The sequence below is a fragment of the Streptomyces sp. NPDC059247 genome (genome assembly GCF_042754005.1).
GTDB lineage: Bacteria > Actinomycetota > Actinomycetes > Streptomycetales > Streptomycetaceae > Streptomyces.
Genome location: NZ_JBHYZW010000001.1, coordinates 783,141 through 801,342, shown reverse-complemented (window position 1 = coordinate 801,342; position 18,202 = coordinate 783,141). Strand labels below are relative to the sequence as shown.

12 protein-coding genes and 1 pseudogene are annotated in these 18,202 nt (G+C 72.1%); 5 read left to right on the top strand and 8 right to left on the bottom strand.

The genetic code is table 11. The features are described from left to right. The 3 genes from ACFXGN_RS03330 to ACFXGN_RS03320 form a co-directional block, all read left to right on the top strand. Positions 1-283 (top strand): hypothetical protein (locus ACFXGN_RS03330; RefSeq protein ID WP_384852753.1); only part of this gene is annotated, 283 nt, incomplete at its 5' end. An 88-nt stretch (positions 284-371) separates the two neighbouring features. Beyond that, a complete protein-coding gene (locus ACFXGN_RS03325; RefSeq protein ID WP_384852751.1) occupies positions 372-1,040 on the top strand; it encodes a DUF305 domain-containing protein in 669 nt (222 codons plus the stop codon). Positions 1,041-1,169: 129 nt separating this feature from the next. Then, on the top strand, positions 1,170-2,063 hold the full coding sequence (locus ACFXGN_RS03320) for a F510_1955 family glycosylhydrolase (protein WP_384852749.1): 894 nt from the start codon (positions 1,170-1,172) through the stop codon (positions 2,061-2,063). Between the two features lie 278 nt (positions 2,064-2,341). Here the strand turns inward: ACFXGN_RS03320 and ACFXGN_RS03315 are convergent, their stop codons facing one another. Together ACFXGN_RS03315 and ACFXGN_RS03310 are read right to left on the bottom strand one after the other, a co-directional pair. After that, positions 2,342-3,862 (bottom strand): alpha/beta hydrolase, encoded by a 1,521-nt coding sequence (locus ACFXGN_RS03315; protein WP_384852746.1) that lies wholly within the window; start codon positions 3,860-3,862, stop codon positions 2,342-2,344. Between the two features lie 216 nt (positions 3,863-4,078). After that, on the bottom strand, positions 4,079-5,521 hold the full coding sequence (locus ACFXGN_RS03310; RefSeq protein WP_384852743.1) for a dihydrolipoyl dehydrogenase family protein: 1,443 nt from the start codon (positions 5,519-5,521) through the stop codon (positions 4,079-4,081). Positions 5,522-6,490: 969 nt separating this feature from the next. Between ACFXGN_RS03310 and ACFXGN_RS03305 the strand changes: the two genes are divergently transcribed. Further along, positions 6,491-7,825: an ABC1 kinase family protein gene (locus ACFXGN_RS03305; protein ID WP_384852740.1), complete on the top strand. Its 1,335-nt coding sequence runs from the start codon at positions 6,491-6,493 to the stop codon at positions 7,823-7,825. A 4-nt stretch (positions 7,826-7,829) separates the two neighbouring features. On the opposite strand, the gene ACFXGN_RS03300 is transcribed toward ACFXGN_RS03305, so the two are convergent. The 6 genes and pseudogenes from ACFXGN_RS03300 to ACFXGN_RS03275 form a co-directional block, all read right to left on the bottom strand. Next, positions 7,830-8,960 carry a hypothetical protein gene (locus ACFXGN_RS03300; protein WP_384852737.1) on the bottom strand — a complete coding sequence of 377 codons (1,131 nt, stop codon included), beginning with the start codon at positions 8,958-8,960 and terminating at the stop codon, positions 7,830-7,832. Positions 8,961-9,004: 44 nt separating this feature from the next. After that, entirely contained in the window at positions 9,005-10,090 is a 1,086-nt protein-coding gene (locus ACFXGN_RS03295; RefSeq protein WP_384852734.1) for a polyprenyl synthetase family protein, read from the bottom strand. Further along, a complete protein-coding gene (gene ispG / locus ACFXGN_RS03290) occupies positions 10,087-11,253 on the bottom strand; it encodes a flavodoxin-dependent (E)-4-hydroxy-3-methylbut-2-enyl-diphosphate synthase (protein WP_384852732.1) in 1,167 nt (388 codons plus the stop codon). The genes ACFXGN_RS03295 and ispG overlap by 4 nt, the downstream gene beginning before the upstream one ends. Then, positions 11,250-13,076: pseudogene (locus ACFXGN_RS03285) on the bottom strand (1-deoxy-D-xylulose-5-phosphate synthase). Before ACFXGN_RS03285 ends, ispG begins: the two are co-directional and overlap by 4 nt. Before the next feature lie 1,193 nt (positions 13,077-14,269). After that, a complete protein-coding gene (locus ACFXGN_RS03280; protein ID WP_384852729.1) occupies positions 14,270-14,527 on the bottom strand; it encodes a hypothetical protein in 258 nt (85 codons plus the stop codon). Between the two features lie 30 nt (positions 14,528-14,557). Next, complete coding sequence (locus tag ACFXGN_RS03275) at positions 14,558-15,304, bottom strand: phosphotransferase family protein (RefSeq protein ID WP_384852726.1); 747 nt, start codon at positions 15,302-15,304, stop codon at positions 14,558-14,560. 936 nt (positions 15,305-16,240) lie between these two features. Between ACFXGN_RS03275 and ACFXGN_RS03270 the strand changes: the two genes are divergently transcribed. After that, positions 16,241-17,698, top strand: a complete 1,458-nt coding sequence (locus ACFXGN_RS03270; protein ID WP_384852724.1) for a beta-propeller fold lactonase family protein — start codon at positions 16,241-16,243, stop codon at positions 17,696-17,698. Positions 17,699-18,202: the final 504 nt, after the last annotated feature.

The following is an 18,202-nucleotide window of genomic DNA, read 5'->3' as shown; positions in this document are numbered from 1 at the left end:
TGGTGCCTACACGATCACGGCCGCCGACCCCGCCGCTCCCGGTGGCTCCCACCACGGCGGTGGGTCCGACGCCCGGCACGAGCCGGGGTCCGGAATGGACATGACCACCCTCTGCGTGGCCGTCCTCGCCGGATGGCTGCTCTCCGGTCTCGTCCGCGCCGCCCTGGGACGCCGCCCCGACTGGCTCACCCTCCTGCTCGCGCGGCTCGTCCCCGCGCTCGGGCCGCACGCGCCACCGCCCCGGCCCCCCGACCTCACCCGACTGTCCGTCCTGCGGATCTAGGCCGTACGCCATCGCGGGCGCCTCGCGCTGCCCGTGAACGTCTCGGCCACCTTTCCTTCCGCGTACGAACAGCACACGAGGTCTCACCATGCGTACCTTCACCCAGCGCACCGCCCGGAAGCTCGCCCTCGTCGGCGCCGTCACCGCGACCGGGCTCCTGCTCGCCGCCTGTGGCACGGACGACGACATGAGCGGCATGGACCACAACAGCACGTCGGCCTCCGCATCCGCCTCGGCGTCGGCCTCCGCTTCCGCTTCCGGGACGCCCTCCGGCGCCGCCAAGGACGCCGCCGCCGGCCCCTTCAACGACGCGGACGTCATGTTCGCGCAGATGATGATCCCCCACCACGAGCAGGCCCTGGAGATGGCGAAGCTCGCCGACGGGCGGGCCGAGGACTCCGAGGTCAAGTCGCTGGTCGCCGCGATCGAGAAGGCCCAGGACCCGGAGATCCAGAAGATGAAGGCCTGGCTGAAGGGCTGGAACAAGCCCGAGTCCGCCGGGCACGGCTCCGGCGGTCACTCCATGTCCGGAATGATGTCCGAGAAGGACATGAAGGACCTGGCCGCCGTCAAGGGCAAGGCCTTCGACCGCAAGTTCGCGGAGCTGATGATCGCCCACCACGACGGCGCCGTGGAGATGGCGAAGGAAGAGCAGAAGAACGGCGCCAACGCCACGGCGAAGGCCCTCGCCGACGACGTCGTGCGCACCCAGTCCGACGAGATCTCCGCCCTGCGGAAGATCCTCGACCGGCTCTGAGCGGCTCCGTTCCCCCACTCCTCCGGCCGCCGCGCGCCCGCGCCCGACGACGGCCCGTCCCCCTTCCGGGACGGGCCGCCCCGTCGCCGCGCCCGCGCCCCGGCCCTCCGCTCACCAGGCGAAAGAACCATGACGAAGCACTTCTCCGCCCTCCCGGCCCGTGGCCTGCGGGGTGCCGCCGCGCTGGCCGCACTCGCCCTGACCCTCACCGCCTGCACGTCGTCCGACGGCGAGCAGACCGGAACCACGTCCGGCTCCGGGACGGCCCTCAGCCACATCCACGGACTCGGCGTCCGTGGCGACACCCTCTACGTCGCCACCCACCAGGGCGTCCACACTCCCGACGCCGCCGGACGGCCCACCCCGGTCGGTGACCGCCGCGACGACTTCATGGGCTTCACGATCGCCCCGGACGGCACCTTCCTCGCGAGCGGCCACCCGGCGCCCGGCACCGGTGGCCCCGCCGACCTCGGGCTCGTCGCGTCCACCGACGCCGGACTCACCTGGCGGACCAGATCCCTCGCCGGGAAGGTCGACTTCCACGCCCTGGACACCGCGTCCGACGCCACCGTCTACGGGTACGACAGCGCGAACGGCCTCCTGCGGGTCAGCGCCGACGGCGTCACCTGGGACGACCGGGCCGCACTGCGCGCCCTCGACATCGCCGTCTCCCCCGCCGCGCCCGGTACCGTCCTCGCCACCACCGAGACCGGTGTCGTCCGCAGCACGGACGGCGGCCGGACCTTCGCCCCCGCGTCGGACCGGGTCGTCGCGTACGTGGACTGGGCGGCGCCCGACGCCCTGTTCGCGGTCGATCCCGGCGGCGTCCTGTACCAGGGGTCCGGCGGCGGCAGCGGCTGGACCCGGGTGTCGACCGTCCCCGGCGGCGCCCCGCAGGCACTGACCGTCGTGGACGCCCGGCGGCTGCTCGTCGCCACCCAGGACGGGGTGTACGAGTCCCGGGACGCGGGCCGCACCTTCACCCGGCGCGTGACCGTGACCTCGGGGAACGCGGGGCACTGACGGGACCGACGGGTGGGACACCGTCACCGCGCACGGCGTCCCGCCCGTCGACCCCGCGCTGTCGGCACGTACGACGGCGGTCCGGTACGGACGGCGGGTGCCCGGGAGGCACCCGGCGTCCGCCGTCGGCCACGGGCGGCACCGACGCGGCGGGGGGGGCGGGCCCGCACTCTCCGGGAAGGCGTTCTCACCGCCGTTGCGACCGGACACGGCCCGGTGAGGGCTCCCGGGCCCGGTGGACGCCCGGGGGTTCGTACGCCGGGAGTCTGCCCGTACCCTCAGGAGGCGCAGACGACGTCCCGCGCGGGCAGGGTCCCGTCCAGCAGATAGTCGTTGACCGTCCGGTTGACGCAGTCGTTGGGGTAGTAGAGGTAGACGGCGTGGCTGCGGGCGGGCACCGTCACCAGCTTCGAACCGCGCATCGCCCGATGCATCCCCAGTCCCGACGCGTAGGTGGTGCGGGTGTCGCCCGTCGCCTGGATCTGGAGCGCGGGCACCTTGTTGTCGATCTTCGTGGGCTTCTCGCGCGGGGCTTCCTTCCAGAAGGCGCAGGGGAGCGGCACATTCGTCACCGGGCCGAAGACGGGGTGGGACGTACGGGCCCGCTCGACCCCCTTCCAGTAGTGCTCGGGGTCGCGCGGCATGGGCGCGTCGGCGCAGAGCACCCCGATTTGGGCCGCGTAGTCGGCCGCCCGCCCCGACCCCCGGGGATCGGACATCACGTCCAGGAACCCCTTCAGGGCCGGGGGCGCGGTGACCGGCTTTCCGGCGGCGGCGTCGAGCAGGGCGCGCAGCCCGAGCGCGAGGTCGGCGTTCCCGGTGTCGTCGGTGACGAGGCTGAAGAGGACGAGGGGCAGATCGTGCGAGGGGAGGCGGTGCCCGTCGACGAGGATCGGCCCGGCGGCGGCATCGCGCCGGACGAGCCGCTCGACGGTGGCGCGCACCGCGGCGGGGGTGGCACCGAAGCCGTACTCCCGGTCGCGCGGGGCGGCCCAGCGGGCGAAGTCGTCGAGGGCCTTCTCATTGGCGGGCCCCATCTTCCGCACCATCTCGAAGCTGTGGTAGTCGGCGGGTCCGGGGGCGCTGTCGAGGACCAGCCGGTCGATCCGGTGGGGGAACATCTGGGCGTAGACCGCGCCCAGGACCGTGCCGTAGGACTGGCCGAACCAGGAGGTCTTCCGTTCGCCGAGCGCGCTGCGGACGATGTCGACGTCCCGGGCGATGTTGCGGGTCGAGAGGTGGGGCAGCACGTCGGGGTACTTGTCCCAGCACTTGCGGGCGTCCTCGCGGGAGAGCCGTACGGACTCGTCGAATCCGGCCCGGTCCGGTCCCGGGGCGCGCAGCCACATCCCTCGGGTCAGCCCGCAGTCCACCGGGGTGCTCTCGCCGAGACCCCGGGTGTCCATCCCGATCACGTCGTACGCCGCGGCGACCTGGGGCGTCATCTTGGACTTGATCACGGCGGGCAGGGACAGCCCGCGCCCGCCGGGGCCACCGGGGTTGCTCTGGAGGATGCCGCGCCGCTTCTTCGGATCCGTCGCCCTGACGCGCGAGATCGCCACGCCGAGGGTGCGGCCTCCGGGCTCGCCGTAGTCGAGCGGAACGGTGACGCGGGCGCACTCGGTCCCGCTCCCGGCGAGCGCGGGATCGTCGCACTCCGCCCAGGTGACGGACTGCTCGCGGAAGCGGTCGAGTCCGTCTCCGGCGGCGGAGGGGGAGGCGGCCGCGGTGTACCCCGCGGTCGTCATCACCGTGGCGAGCGCGAGGGCCAGGGCAGTTGCTGTGGTGGACGTCTTCATGCCCCCACGCTAGAAGCGCCACGCCCCGCACCCCATGCAGCCAGCACCCGTCCCCTCCGGGTACTGGCTACACCACGGGTACCGCATGGCACACCCCGTCAACACCTTTCCCCGAGCGGCGACTTACCGACTCCACCGCCACCAGGGGTACGAGCGAAGGAACCTCGAAGCAGCCCAACTCCACTGCCGGACAACCGAGATGCCCACCGTGCGCACTCAACCCCGGTACGCCTCCAGCAACCGCAGCCACACCTCGCTCAAGGTCGGGTACGAGGGGACCGCGTGCCACAGGCGGGCGATCGGGACCTCGCCTACGAGTGCCACGGTCGCCGAGTGGACCAGTTCGCCCACCGCGGGGCCCACGAAGGTGACGCCGAGCAGTACCTCCCGGTCCAGGTCCACGACCATCCGCGCCCGGCCCCGGTAGCCCTGGGCGTACAGGCCCGCCCCCGCGACCTGCCGCATGTCGACGTCCACGGCCCGCGCCCGGTACCCGGCCCGCTCGGCCTCGGCGAGCGACAGGCCGACGGCGCCCGCCTCCGGGTCGCTGAACACCACCTGGGGGACGGCACCGTGGTCGGCGGTCGCCGCGTGCGGGCCCCAGCCCGTGTCGTCCGGCGCGGCGCCCAGGGCGCGGGCCGCGATCACGGCACCGGCGATCCGGGCCTGGTACTTGCCCTGGTGGGTCAGGAGCGCGCGACGGTTGACGTCCCCGACCGCGTACAGCCAGTCGGTGCCGGTGACCAGGAGGGTGTCGTCGACGTCGAGCCAGGAACCCGGAGCGAGGCCGACCCGGTCCAGACCGATGTCCTCGGTGCGCGGGGCCCGTCCGGTGGCGAAGAGCACCTCGTCGCCCTCGACGTGGTCGCCGCCCTCCAGGACCACGGTGACCGGTCCCGTACCCCCGTCCCGTACGACGGCGGTGACCGAGGCGCCGGTACGGATGGCGGCGCCGCGCGCCGTGAGCGCTTCCGCGACCCGCTCGCCGACGAAGGGCTCCATCCGGGGCAGCAGCCCGTCGCCCCGTACGAGCATCGTGACCTCGGCGCCGAGGGCCTGCCAGGCGGTGGCCATCTCCACGCCCACCACTCCCCCGCCGACCACGACCAGGCGCCCGGGGACCCGGTCGGCGCTGGTCGCCTCGCGGCTGGTCCAGGGCCGGGCCCCGGAGAGACCGGGCAGCTCCGGGAGGAGGGCGCGGGTGCCGGTACAGACGGCGACCGCGTGCTGGGCGACCAGGACCCGCCGCTCCCCCTCGGGCCCGGCGACCTCGACCCGGCGGGGGCCGAGGAGACGGCCGTGGCCCCGGAAGACCCGTACCCCGACGGAGTCCAGCCAGTCCAGCTGTCCGTCGTCCTTCCAGTGCCCGACGACCTCGTCCCGGTGGGCGAGGACCTCAGGGACGTCCAGCGGCCCCACCGCTCCGCCCAGTCCCGCGACCGCCCGGGCGTCGGAGCGGGCGAGGGCGGGCCGCAGGAGCGCCTTGCTGGGCATACAGGCCCAGTAGGAGCACTCGCCGCCGATCAGCTCGCTCTCGACGATCGCGGCGCTCAGCCCGGCCGCCGCCACCCGGTCCACGACGTTCTCCCCCACCGGACCGGCGCCCAGGACCACTACGTCGTACGTGTACTCGTCCGCTGCTTCGACCATTCGCGTCATGGCAGACAGTCTGCGGCAGGGGCCGGGATGGCGCGGCTCGATACACCGTCGTGCCGGTCGAGTCCCCAGGGAACCGTGAGGACACCGCCAGGAGCTCCCGAAAGGGAGGGGACATGAGCACCGTAGAACTCACCGAGGGGACTCTCCAGATCTGTGCCCCGACCTGCGGATCCCTTGTGAGCTGCGGCGGTACGGGTCGAGGTCTCGTCGCGTATCGGCGGGCATCTGGCCTCATCCATCCTCGTCCGCCCCCCTTCTGTTCCCGTGGGAACAGCTCTCTGGGCTCCCACTCGCCGAACCCGCCGTCGGGTTGAATTCGTGGCCATGTAGACGTACCGGCTGAGGCATCGGGGTTTGCCCGCCCGCGACAGCCGGACCTCGACTTCCACATCTCCGCCGCCGGACACGTCCTGTCAGCACACCCGGAAAGGCGAAACGGCCCCACCGCTCCGGGGGCCGATGGTGGCCAGCGGGAGAAGGGCCGCCCGGGCACTCCTTCGGCCTCGCGTCGCGGACGCCCACGAATCCGCAGCTCGTACAGAGGGCCGCCTCGCCCGTACCCACGGCATCAGACACCCGTTTCACGCGGCCATCCGCGCCAGCGGGTCTCCCGCACAGCCTGAGCCACTGCCCGGCGGGCGTCTCGGAGGAGGGCGTGTGACGCGGGTGTCGTTCCGCGCACTCGCGCGCGGGTGTACGCCGGTTCTGGCGCCGCACGCCTTACCCGGTTTGCCCTTTCCTGCGAGTGTTGTCTGGTGGGACGCGGTCGGTCCCGGTGAGGGGCCCCCGGCGCGTCCGCCGGGGGCAGCTCTCGCGGTCGGGTGGCCGGGGCGGTCGTGTTCTTCCTGGGAGGTCGGGGTGGTCGCTGGTTCGCGGCGGGTGTCGGGGGCTTTGGGGCGGTTGTTGGCCGGGGAGGTGCGGCGTGCGGGTCGGAGGAGCGACGGAGGCGAGGAGGAGCGTGCGCGGCTCGTGCGTGAGGCGTTGCAGTCGCTGGGGCCGCTCTATGTGAAGTTCGGGCAGATGCTGTCCACGCGGCCTGATTTCCTGTCGCCTGTGATGATCGAGGAGCTGGGGAAGCTGCACGATCAGGTGTCTCCCGCGCCGTTCGCCGACTTCGAGGCGGTGCTCGCCGCCGAGTTCGGGGCACGGTGGCCGCGCCTGTTCCGCGAGATCGATCCCGTTCCCCTCGGGACGGCGTCGCTCGCGCAGGTGTACCGGGCCGAGCTGGCTGACGGCACTCCGGCGGCGGTGAAGATCCAGCGTCCCGGCGCGGAAGCCGTCATGAACCGGGACACCGCCTCCCTGCGCCGGACGGCGCGGCTGATCGCCCGGATGGCCCCTCGGTTCACGGAGATGATCGATCTGCACGCCATGCTCGGTGTGCTGTTCGATGCGATGGCGGGCGAGACCGACTTCCGCAAGGAGGCCGGTCACATGCGCAACGCCCAGCGCCTGACCGAGCGTTTCGCCCATCTGACCGTCCCCCGCGTCTTGTACGACCCCACGCCCAGAGTCCTGGTGCAGTCCCTCGCGCCGGGCACTTCGATCCGGGACGCCGACCCGGTCTCGTTCACCGAGGAGGAGCGGGTCGGGATCGGGACGGATCTGATGGCGTTCATGTACCGGGGCTTCTTCGTCGACCGGTACTTCCACGCCGATCCCCACCCGGGGAACATCTTCGTGGCGCCGGGCCGTCCCGCTCACCTCATCGACTGGGGCATGGTCGGGCGCGTCGACGCCCACGTCGGCAGACATCTCGTCCTGGCCATGATGCACATCGCCGCCGGTGACGGCGCCGGACTGGCGAGGACCTGGACGGAGATGGGGGCTCTGACGGACCGGGCGGACCTGCCCGGCTTCCGCAGCGACCTGGAATCCCTGGTCCCCGCCGTGGCCTCCGCCTCGCTCGGGGAGCTCGACTTCGGAGTCACCCTCACGGCCGTCCTGAGGCACTCCACGCGCCGGGGCATCCGCACCAGCCCGGCGATCGCCCTGCTCGGGAAGTCGTTCGCGAATCTGGAGGGCTCCATCCGCCATCTGTGCCCCGAGCTGTCCCTCACCGATGTCTTCGTGGACAGTCTGGGCGGGATCGCGTTGGGCCTGGCGAAGGAGAACCTCTCCGCCCAGCAAGCTGTCCGTACCGTGCTCGGGCTTCTGGCCTCGATCCCGGGCCGTGTTCAGCAGGTACGGGACATCCTGCTGAACCCGGTCGGCCACACCGCCCCCGGCCGGGCGGCGACGCCGTCACCACAGGACTTCGTGGTGCTGCTGGCCGCCCTGCGCGGTCATCGCCGGGACGGGTGAGCGGTCATGCCGTCGGCACTGCCCGGGCCGACACGTCGGCCGGTCCCGTGGCGGGAGAGCCGTAGGGCGGCAGCGCGGCGACGTCGCGGAAGGGGCCGATGCGGCTGTCCTCGTATTCGGTCAGCAGCTCGGACTCCGCCGGAGGGTCGAACGGGGCCGGGCCTTCAGCGAGGTACCGGACGACGGCCAGGTGAGCGTGGACCGTGCCCGGGATCACCTTCTCCAGGTCCGCGGCGAACACGGCGCAGTGTGCGAGGTCGTTGTCCCCCAGCCCCAGACCATTGCAGAGCGCCATGAACTTCTCCTTCGCCAGGGCGAAGGCGTCAAGATGGTCGCGGTACATGCCCCGGACCTCCGCGAGCGCCTCCTCCGTGCTCCTGCCGTGCAACTGCTCCAGGGTGAGCACTGTGTTGCAGTCCGCCTGATCGGCACGGTCCCGGGACAGCGAGAAGATGTCGTTCTGGAAGATGACCGAGTCGTTCGCCAGGTCCCGCATCCGCCTGAACTCGTAGGTTCCGGCGATGAGGGGCGGGATCTCGAAACCCTCGGACACTTCGATGACATTCATCGGAGGCAACATGCCGAGGTCGTCACGGCGGATGTCCATCAGCGTGTCGAGGTCGAGCACGCCCGCTTCGGCGATGGTCCGGGCCTTCCTGAAGAACGCGAGGAGCATCTCCCCTGTTTCCCAGCGGAAACGAGCCATCCACGCCTCGGACATGATCTGCGACGCGCGCTGCATGACGCTGCGCAGTGCCCGGCTGAGGCTGTGCGTACCGTTCGGCACCGGGGCGAAGGGATCGGCCCACAACGTACGCAGCAGGTCATCGAAGATCGGCGCGGAACGCATCGGTGTCTTGGCGAAGACCGAGTGCAGGTGGTCGGTGAAGAACCCCCAGGTCACCCAGTCTGTGACCAGGTTCAGCGCTTCGCCGCGGGCCCGGGGGAGCGTGTTGCCGCAGGAGGTTCCGAGATGCCATGCCGCGAGCATCCTGCGCGTGCGTGGACTGCGGGTCAGCCCCATCTCCTCGGCCCAGGAAGAGGTGTGCAGATCGGCTGCCTCCCCGTCGGGGCTGGCTTCCCACTCCAGCGGGGCGTAGAAGAAGTCGGTCAGTGCTTTGCGGTCGGCGAACATGGCGTGCACTTCCTTCCCGTTCCTCGGTGTCAGGTGTTCGGCACTCAGGTGTTCCGGGTGGTCACGGACTCGGCCAGCCGCCGCAGTCGGGCGATGGCGCCGGGTGCGAGGCGGGAGCCCGTCAGGGCGTGCAGAGCCTGCTCGTGCCGCTCGTGCACAGCGCGCTCCACGGCGGAGACGGCGCCCGTGGCGATGAGGATCTCCCGGATCGTGCGGGCGCCGTCCTCGTCGAGCGCGCCGTGGCCCAGCAGAGCCTGTAGGGTCCGGGCTTCGCCGGGTGTCGCGCGTTGGAGGGCGGTGGCGACGAGGACGGTGTGCTTGGCCTCGCGGAGATCGTCCAGGTCGGACTTGCCGGTACGTCCCGGGTCGCCGAAGACACCCAGCAGATCGTCACGGAGCTGGAACGCCTCCCCCAGCGGAAGGGCGTACGCGGACAGCGCCCGCAGCTGGACCAGGTTCGCGCCGGCCAGGGCGGCGCCGAGGCACAGCGGGTGCTCGATGGTGTACCGCGCGGTCTTGTAGCGGATGATCCGCCAGGCGGAACCGGTGTCCGCGGTGGGGCGTCCGGTGGCGGTCAGGTCGAGGTACTGGCCCACCAGGGTTTCGGTCCGCAGGGCGTTCAGCAGCGGCCAGGCGACGGCTCGTTGCTCCGGGGTCAGGTCCTGCGCGGTGTGCAGATGGAGCAGGTCGTAGGACCAGCCGAGGGCGAGGTCGCCGAAGAGGATCGCGGCGTTGGTTCCCAGGTTCGCCGGGTCGGGGTGGTCCGCGTGGCGGGCGGCGAGGACACGGTGCGCGGTGGGGCGGCCCCGGCGGGTGTCGGAGCGGTCCATGATGTCGTCGTGGATGAGGGCGCAGGCGTGGAAGAGTTCGATGGAGGCGGCGACGCGGAGCACGGCCGACGGCGGCGGGTCGTCCCTGATGGTCTGCCAGCCGACGACGCACAGGACGGGCCGGATGCGTTTGCCGCCCGCGTCGAGCAGATCACGCAACAGCCCGGTGAAGACGGCCAGTTCCGGGATCTCCACGGCGGCCCGCTCGCGTTCGTCGAGGAAGGTGTGCAGCAGTTCGCCGACCGCCGCGCGGATGGAGGCGGGGTCCATCGGGGCCGGTGCCTCCGTAACGGCGGTCATGGCGCGTCCCTTCCCTCGTTCTCGTCGTCCGCCGTGTCCGTGCCCGGCGCTTCCCTTCCCTCGGTGAGCCGCAGGGCTTCTTCGAGCAGGGTCTCGACGATGCGTGATTCGGGCACCGTGCGGATGACCTCGCCCCGTACGAAGATCTGTCCCTTGCCGTTGCCGGAGGAGACTCCGAGGTCGGCCTCGCGGGCCTCGCCGGGGCCGTTGACCACGCAGCCCATGACGGCGACGCGCAGGGGGTGGGGGAATCCCTCGAACGCCGCCTGGACACGGGCGGTGAGCGCGTAGACGTCCACCTGGGCGCGGCCGCAGGAGGGGCAGGAGACGATCTCCAGCCGACGGGGGCGCAGTCCGAGGGATTCCAGGATCTGACATCCGGCGACGACCTCCTCGACGGGCGGCGCCGTGAGGGAGACGCGGATGGTGTCGCCGATGCCCTCGTGCAGGAGGATCGCGAAGGCGGTGGCGGACTTGATGGTGCCCTGCGGGGGCGGTCCCGCCTCGGTGACACCCAGATGCAGCGGGTAGTCGCATCGCGCGGCGAGCTGCCGGTAGGCGTCGACCGTGACGAGCGGGTCGTGGTGTTTGACGCTGATCTTGAGGTCGGTGAAGCCGTGCTCCTCGAACAGTGAGCACTCCCACAGCGCGGACTCCACCAGGGCCTCAGGGGTGGCTCTTCCGTGGGTGGCGAGCAGGCGCCGGTCGAGCGAGCCCGCGTTGACCCCGATCCGGATCGGGACCCGTGCGGCGGCGGCCGCGTCGGCGATCTCGCGGACCTTGTCGTCGAAGCTCCTGATGTTGCCGGGGTTGACCCGGACGGCGGCGCAGCCCGCGTCGATGGCGGCGAAGACGTAGCGGGGCTGGAAGTGGATGTCCGCGATCACGGGGATCCTCGACTTGGACACGATCGTCTTCAGGGCGTCGGCGTCCTCGTGGGTCGGTACGGCGACGCGCACGATCTGGCAGCCGGCGGCGGTGAGTTCCGCGATCTGCCGGAGCGTCGCCTCGATGTCGGCCGTGGGGGTGGTGGTCATGGACTGGACGGACACCGGCGCGTCTCCCCCGACCGGCACGTCACCGACCATGAGGCGGCGGGAGCGGCGGCGGGGCGCGGCCCCACGACGGGGGAAGGCGGGCAGGCCGAGGCTGGAGGTGGTCATCGCGTGCTCTTCTCGACGGACACGGGCGGCGGGTCGCCGTTGCGGGCTCGCAGGACGGCCCGGCATATCTGGTCGGCGGCGAGTCCGGCCCGCGCGAGGATCGCCTCGCGTGTTCCATGGGCGAGGAAGCGGTGGGGCAGGCCCAGGTTCACCACGGGAGCGGGCACACCGCTGTCCCCGCACGACTGGGCGACGGCCGCGCCCAGGCCGCCGGTGCGTACGTTGTCCTCGACCGTGACCACCAGGCGGTGGGCGGCGGCGAGCTCCAGCAGCTCGGCGGGGACCGGCAGGCCCCAGCGCGGGTCGGCCACCGTGACATCGACACCGTGACGGGCCAGGGCCTCCACTGCGGACAGACACCCGTCCGCGAGCGGGCCGAACGCGACCAGCAGCACATCGCGCCCGCGAGAACCGCTCAGCACGTCGACAGGCCCCCTGCGGTACTGGGCCGTGAGCTCGCGGCCGACGGCGCCCCGGGGGAAACGCAGCACGGTCGGCCCCTCCCCATGGTCGAGTGCCTCCTCCAGCAGGGTCCGCAGCTGGGCCGCGTCCCGTGGGAGCGCAAGCCGCAGGCCCGGCACGAGAGAGAGGAGCGAGGCGTCCCACATTCCGTGGTGCGAGGGACCGTCGGGGCCGGTGACCCCGGCACGGTCCAGCACGAACGTGACGGCGAGCCGGTGGAGGGCCACGTCCATCAGGACCTGGTCGAACGCCCGGTTCAGGAAGACCGAGTAGAGCGCGACGACCGGACGCAGGCCCGCCATGGCCAGGCCCGCCGCCGAGGCGACGGCGTGCTGCTCCGCGATGCCGACGTCGAAGAGCCGCCCGGGGTACCGCTTCCCGAAGGCCGTCAGACCGGCGGGACCGGCCATCGCCGCCGTGACCGCGACCATGTCCGGGCGTACGGCACCGGCTTCCGCCAGGGCGTCGGAGAACACCGCCGTCCAGCTCCGCGTCTTCGGCCCGGCGCCGGGAACCACGGCCCGTGGCGCCGGGCCGATCGCGTGCAGACGGTCGGCCTCGTCCGTCTCCGCGGGCCCGTATCCCTTGCCCTTGACGGTGACGACGTGGACGACGACCGGGGTCCGCAGGTCACGTGCCCGGACCAGAGCGTCCTGGACCGCTGTGGTGTCGTGGCCGTCGACGGGCCCGAGGTAGGCGAACCCCATGGCGGTGAAGAGGTTCGAACCGCCGTGGTGCAGGTCCGGATCCCGCAGCGCGGCAAGATGCGTGGCGAGAGCCCCGACCGTGGGAGCGTACGAGCGGCCGTTGTCGTTCAGCACCACGATCACCGGCCGTAGCGGAGCGCCGCCGATGTTGTTCAGCCCCTCCCACGCCATCCCGCCGGTCAGTGCCCCGTCGCCCATCACCGCCACCACGGAACCGTGCCGGTCGCCCGCGATCTCCCGGGCCTTGGCGAAGCCGTCCGCGTAGGCCAGGACCGTGGAGGCGTGGGAGTTCTCGATCCAGTCGCACTCCGACTCCTCCCGTGACGGGTAGCCCGACAGGCCCTCCGCCTGTCACAGCGTGTCGAAGTCGGCGATCCGGCCGGTCAGCATCTTGTGGACGTAGGTCTGGTGCCCGGTGTCGAACAGGAGGGTGTCCCGTGGTGTCTCGAACACCCGGTGCAGCGCGAGCGTCAGCTCGACCACGCCCAGGTTCGGCCCCAGATGACCGCCCCTGGCCCCGACCTTCGCCACCAGGAAGTCACGGATCTCCTCCGCCAGCAGCGGCAGGGCCTCGCGGGGCATCTCCCGCAGGGAGGCCGGTCCGGAGACCGCTCCCAGGTACTCTCCCGCACCGGGACGGACAGTCGCTGCCATCGGGGATGCCTCCCGTCCTGATCTTGGAACGCGGACTCCACGAGCCCCGGGTCCGCCCGCGGGCCGGAAGACCGCGCGGGACGGGGAAGGGGCCGCCCAGCCCGTGGTTCCCGGCATCTCGCACACCCAGGAACGCGCATACCGACGGCATATGTCGCACTCATGCACCAACGGCGTACGAACACCCGCGCCAGTACCCGCCCACCACAGGCCCGGCCGTTTCGCGCGGGTTCCGTCAGCCGGTCCACGCACACACCACCGGCAGACGCCGAGGGCGCGCGGCAGCCACGACGGGACACAGCGCTGAGCCCGGAGTGTGACGACACACCTGACGGTCACCGGCCCCCGCCATCCGGTCCGACCTGGACCACCTGCCTTGTGACGGCACCGACCGGGGATCGGGAACGGGTTCCGAACACAGCCGGGCCAACTCGCCCCGAGAGGAGCGTCATAGGGGCCACAGCCCGCAGTCGGTTCCCCATGAGAGCGCACCGGGATCTCGCGAACCCGTAGGCTTCCGGTGTCCGGTGTCCGGTGCCCGGTGCCCGGTGCCCGGTGCCCGGTCAGAGCATGATCGACGCCGGGATCCGGGACGGGGACATCGTCAGACGGCAGGCCCTCACCGAGGCACGCGAGACGACGCGGAACGCTCCGGACCGCTGAACCGACGGCGACCAGCAACGCCGCCTGCCCCGGGCCCGGTTCCGGGATGCGCACGTCGCCGCGGCGGGCTGCGCGGGGACCCGCAGGCCGGTGAAGAATCGCGAGACCGCCCCCGACGTTTCCCGTCACGTACTCGCTTGTGTGCGCTCGGTCTGTGACCGGAGTTGGCTACGGTCCAGGCGTGTTGGGGGGAAGCGCTGGTCGGTCCACTACGGCTCGCGGGAGCTTCCAGGGGCGCCGAGCCGACCTGGGCGGTGCCGGGGTTTCCTCTGACCTGGGATTCTTGGCTGAACGAGGCGGGAATCCCGGATGGGACGCCCTATCTGCCGCCACCGACGTTCGCGTACGACGTCGCGCTGAACGCGTACTTCATCGGGTGATCCCGCTGGAGGGCTCAGCACGAACACCGTCCCCGAGGCCCTGGTCCGCAAGAAGCTCCAGGAGGCGCTCGTCACCTGCGAGCAGCACAGCCGTCGACCGAGCGTCCACGCGTAGAAGGCGGGCATGAGCGACACGACCCTCCGCCGCGACTACCCCCGCATCACACGGGAGATCGAGCTCCGCCGCCCGGAACCGACGAAGCCGACCCCCGGCACCCGCAGCGGGCCGACCGGCTCACCACCGGGAACGCGAAGCTCCGTCGCCGCAACCGACCGTTGAAAGATCAGCTCAAGCTCGCCGCCGCACGGACTCGGCTCCGTGCCCTCCGCACCGCCCAAGTAGAAGAGGCGCTGGAAGCACAGGCGAAAGTCACGCACATCAGCAATCGCCGTGATCGCGATCGACACGCGAGACCCGGTAGATCGGCCCGCGCGGCCTCACATCCGGGATCTCAGTACGTCGATCTCACAGCCCGGCGCGGACGGGTCGAAGCCGTGCTCGATCAGCCAGCGAACCGCCAGCAGGCTTCGCAACGACCACCACGCGTGGATCACGTCGAGGTCGATGCCGGTGCCGTAACCGGCGATGACGTCGTCGAGGTGCTCCTCGTGTCCGAGCGTGAGGGTGGCGAGGTCGTACAGGGCGTCACCCTGGCCCGCCTCGGACCAGTCGATGATGCCGGTGACCTCGTCGCCGTCGACGAAGACGTGCGCGATCTGCAGGTCGCCGTGGGTGAACGCCGGAGTCCACGGCCGGAGCGCGGCCTCGGCGACCCGGCGGTTGCGGGTGACCAGATCGGCGGGCAGGAGGCCGTTCGTCACGAGCGACTCGCACTCGTCGTCGAGTTCCGCCGCCAGCGTGTCGACGCTCCGCCCGGCGCGGCCGGGCCAGGGCGGCAGCGGCGCTTCGTGCAGCTTCCTGACGGCGGCGCCCGCCGCGGCCCACGCCGCCGGTGACCCGGTCGACGGCCCGCCGAGGCGCCCGAGCGTCGCCCCTCGGAGTGCGGCGATCGCGAGCACGGGCGGCTTGCGCCACAGGACCTCCGGGGTCGGGACCGGCGCGAGGGACATCGCCTCGACCTCCACGTCGATCCGCGCCTGATCGGCGTCCACCTTCAGGAACACGTCGCCGACGCGCAGGGTCGCACGCTCGGAATGGGCGACGACCACTTCGACCTCATCCATGGGCAGCCAGTATCCCGGGGATGATCGCCGCCGTCGCCGGGTTTGCCGCGTGCGAATTGCACGACCGATCACGTCCCGCCACCGACGGCCCCACGCACGACACCGACCCGGTCCCACCACTTCTGTCAGGAGTCCGAGAGCCACCAGGCGCCGAGGACAGCCGTACCGAGAGCGGTCGAGGACCGCCGTACCGAGAACGGTCAACGGCCGGTCCGGAACCCCGTTCACGAGCTCGCCGCCCACCACGCCTCCCGCACGCCGTTCCAGCAGGACCTGGCCCTGGCTGCCGCCGTCGGACGCAGGGGACAGGTCCGCCGCGAGCTCGACTCCAGCGCCCTCCTCGATGTCGGGGAAGGCCAGGAGGACGAGGTCCCGAGGGCGTTCGAGCCCCGGGCCCGGGGTTCCAGCGCAGGCACCGGGCCGTTTCTCCGGCCGCACTCCGCTGGAGGACGCCTCCGGCTCACATGCACTCGAAGTACCTTTCGGCCCGGAGCGACTCTCGCCCAACTCATCGTCGTCGGCCTCGGCCAGGTGGGCAGCCACGGGGACCGCCGCCAGCTCCCGGTCCCCAGCCGCGATCAGGACCGACGGCCCGTCGTACGGCCCACGAAGCGGCTCGCCCGGGACGAAGACGCACCCGATGGCCGTACAGACACCGTCGAGCCAGGTCGCGAACTCCTCAGGCAGACCCCCCTCATCCCCCGGGGCATCCTCGTCGGCCCTCACCGACGCGGTGACGAATGAGCGCAGGCGCTCCAGGTGCGGGGGGTCGGTGATCTTGGCGGGTTTCACGCTTGTGCCGCTCCCGGCCACCGGAGAGGGTGCACTCTGTGCTTTCGATCGAGCACATGACGTGACCGTGAGGGGCGGGGCTCTGTCCGGCCGCCGTCCTGTCAGGTGACGGGCTTCTGTCGTCCGGATGATTCGAGGTCCCCCGTGTCCGATTCCCTGCCCGCCGACCGCCGTACGCCCCGCCGGGGTCTCCTCGTGAGGGCCTCCGCCGTGGCCGGTGTCCTCGCTCTCTCGGCTGCCGCTCTGTCCGTCCCGGCTTCCGCGGCCACCCCGTCAGCGGGCGCCGCCCGTGCGGGTGCCGCCTCGGCACCCGCACATCCCACGGCGTACGTGGCGAACTACTACAGCGACAGCGTCACGGCGATCGACACCGTCACCGGCACGACGGTGGCGACCGTCCCGCTGGGGATGAGCACCACGAGCGTGGCGCTCACCCCCGACGGAAGCCGGGTCTACGCCACCCACGGGGACGACCGGAAGATATCGGTGATCGACACCGCGACCAACACCGTCACCGCGGTCTTCCCGTTCGGGTCGTTCCCCTACGACATCGCCGTCGCCCCCGACGGCACGCGCGCCTACGTCGCCGACAACAGCGGCCAGTCCGTCAAGGTCCTGGACCTGGCCACCCATACCCAGAGCGCCTCCATCCCGGCCGACGGCAACCCCCTGGCCGTCGCGGTGACCCCGGACGGCCGTGAGGTCTACGCCGGCAGCGCCGCCACCGGCGCGGGCCGGATCCGGGCCGTGGACACGGCGACGAACACCGTCACCGCGGCCCTGCCCGCCGACTCGCCCCGCGGCCTCGCCGTCTCCCCCGACGGCAAGCACCTGTACGCGGCCGACCCCTTCGCCGGGAAGACCCTCGTCATCGACACCGTCACCCACACCCAGACCGGTGCCATCGCGGCGCCCGCGGGTTCCCTGCCGGGCGCGGTGGCGGTCTCCGCGGACAGCAGCCGCCTCTACGTCGCCAACGGCAGTTCCGATACGGTCTCCGTCGTCGACGCCGCCACCGGCACCATCACCGCGACCGTCCCCGTGGGCGAAGGGGCCAGGGACATCGCCGTCACTCCCGACGGCCGCTCGGTGTACGTGGCCGACATGAACGGCGCCAGCGTCACGGTCATCGACACCGGCACGAACACGGTCACCGCGACCCTGCCCGTCGGATACGGGCCGATCAGCATCGCGATGCCGCCCGCGCCGCCCGTCCCCGACCAGGCCGACCTCCAGGTCCAGCTCGCCGCGACGCCCGTCCCCGGGCTCGTCGGCCGCATCGACTACACCCTGACCGTCACCAACCACGGCCCCAAGCCCGCCACCGGCACGATCACCACCGGCTTCACTCCCGGCGCCAAGCCCGCCAGCACCGTCTGCGCCACGAGCCCGGGTAGCGCCACCTGCACCGTCACCAGCCTCGCCCCCGGCGCCAGCACCACCCGCGCCTTCTCCCTCCCCGTCGCCCTCCTCTCCCTGGGAACCGCCTACCGGGCCACCGCCACCCGCACCACCAGCACCCCCACCGACCCCAACCCCGCCAACGACACCGCCACCCGCACCTGCACCGCCCTCACCCCCCTCATCATCAACTGCGGCTGACCCCAGCCCGGCCCGCACATGTGCGGGCCGGGCCCGGACATCGTCTTCGGTCAGGCCGAGGCCCTGGGCGGTGGCCGACATCAGGCGTTGCGTTCCTCGTGGGCGAGTGCGCGGGCGGCGGGCGGGATGTGGGCGGGATGTGGGCGGCAACGATCGTCTCCGGCTCGCCGGACGCCCGGAGGACGAGGGCGAGCTCGTCGTCGTCCATCAACTGCCCGATCCGCTCCCGGGGGTGACCGCGTCGGTCGCCCCCGGGACCCGGCCTTCGCGGAGCCGGTCGAGCCGGGCTGCGTACCCCAGCGAGTCGTGCCGCGGGACCGTCGACGGACCCGGCCGGGCCACCGCTCGCTCCCCCGGGAACAGGCCCGGCCGCGTCCCCGGTCGTGTCGTCGTCGCCCTCGCGACTGTCGTCGTAGACGGCGGCGCTCCCTCGGTGGTCGTGGAGGCCTCGGGACGAGCGCAGGCGTCGGCTGACGGCCGGTGGCAGGTTTTGACCTGAATGAG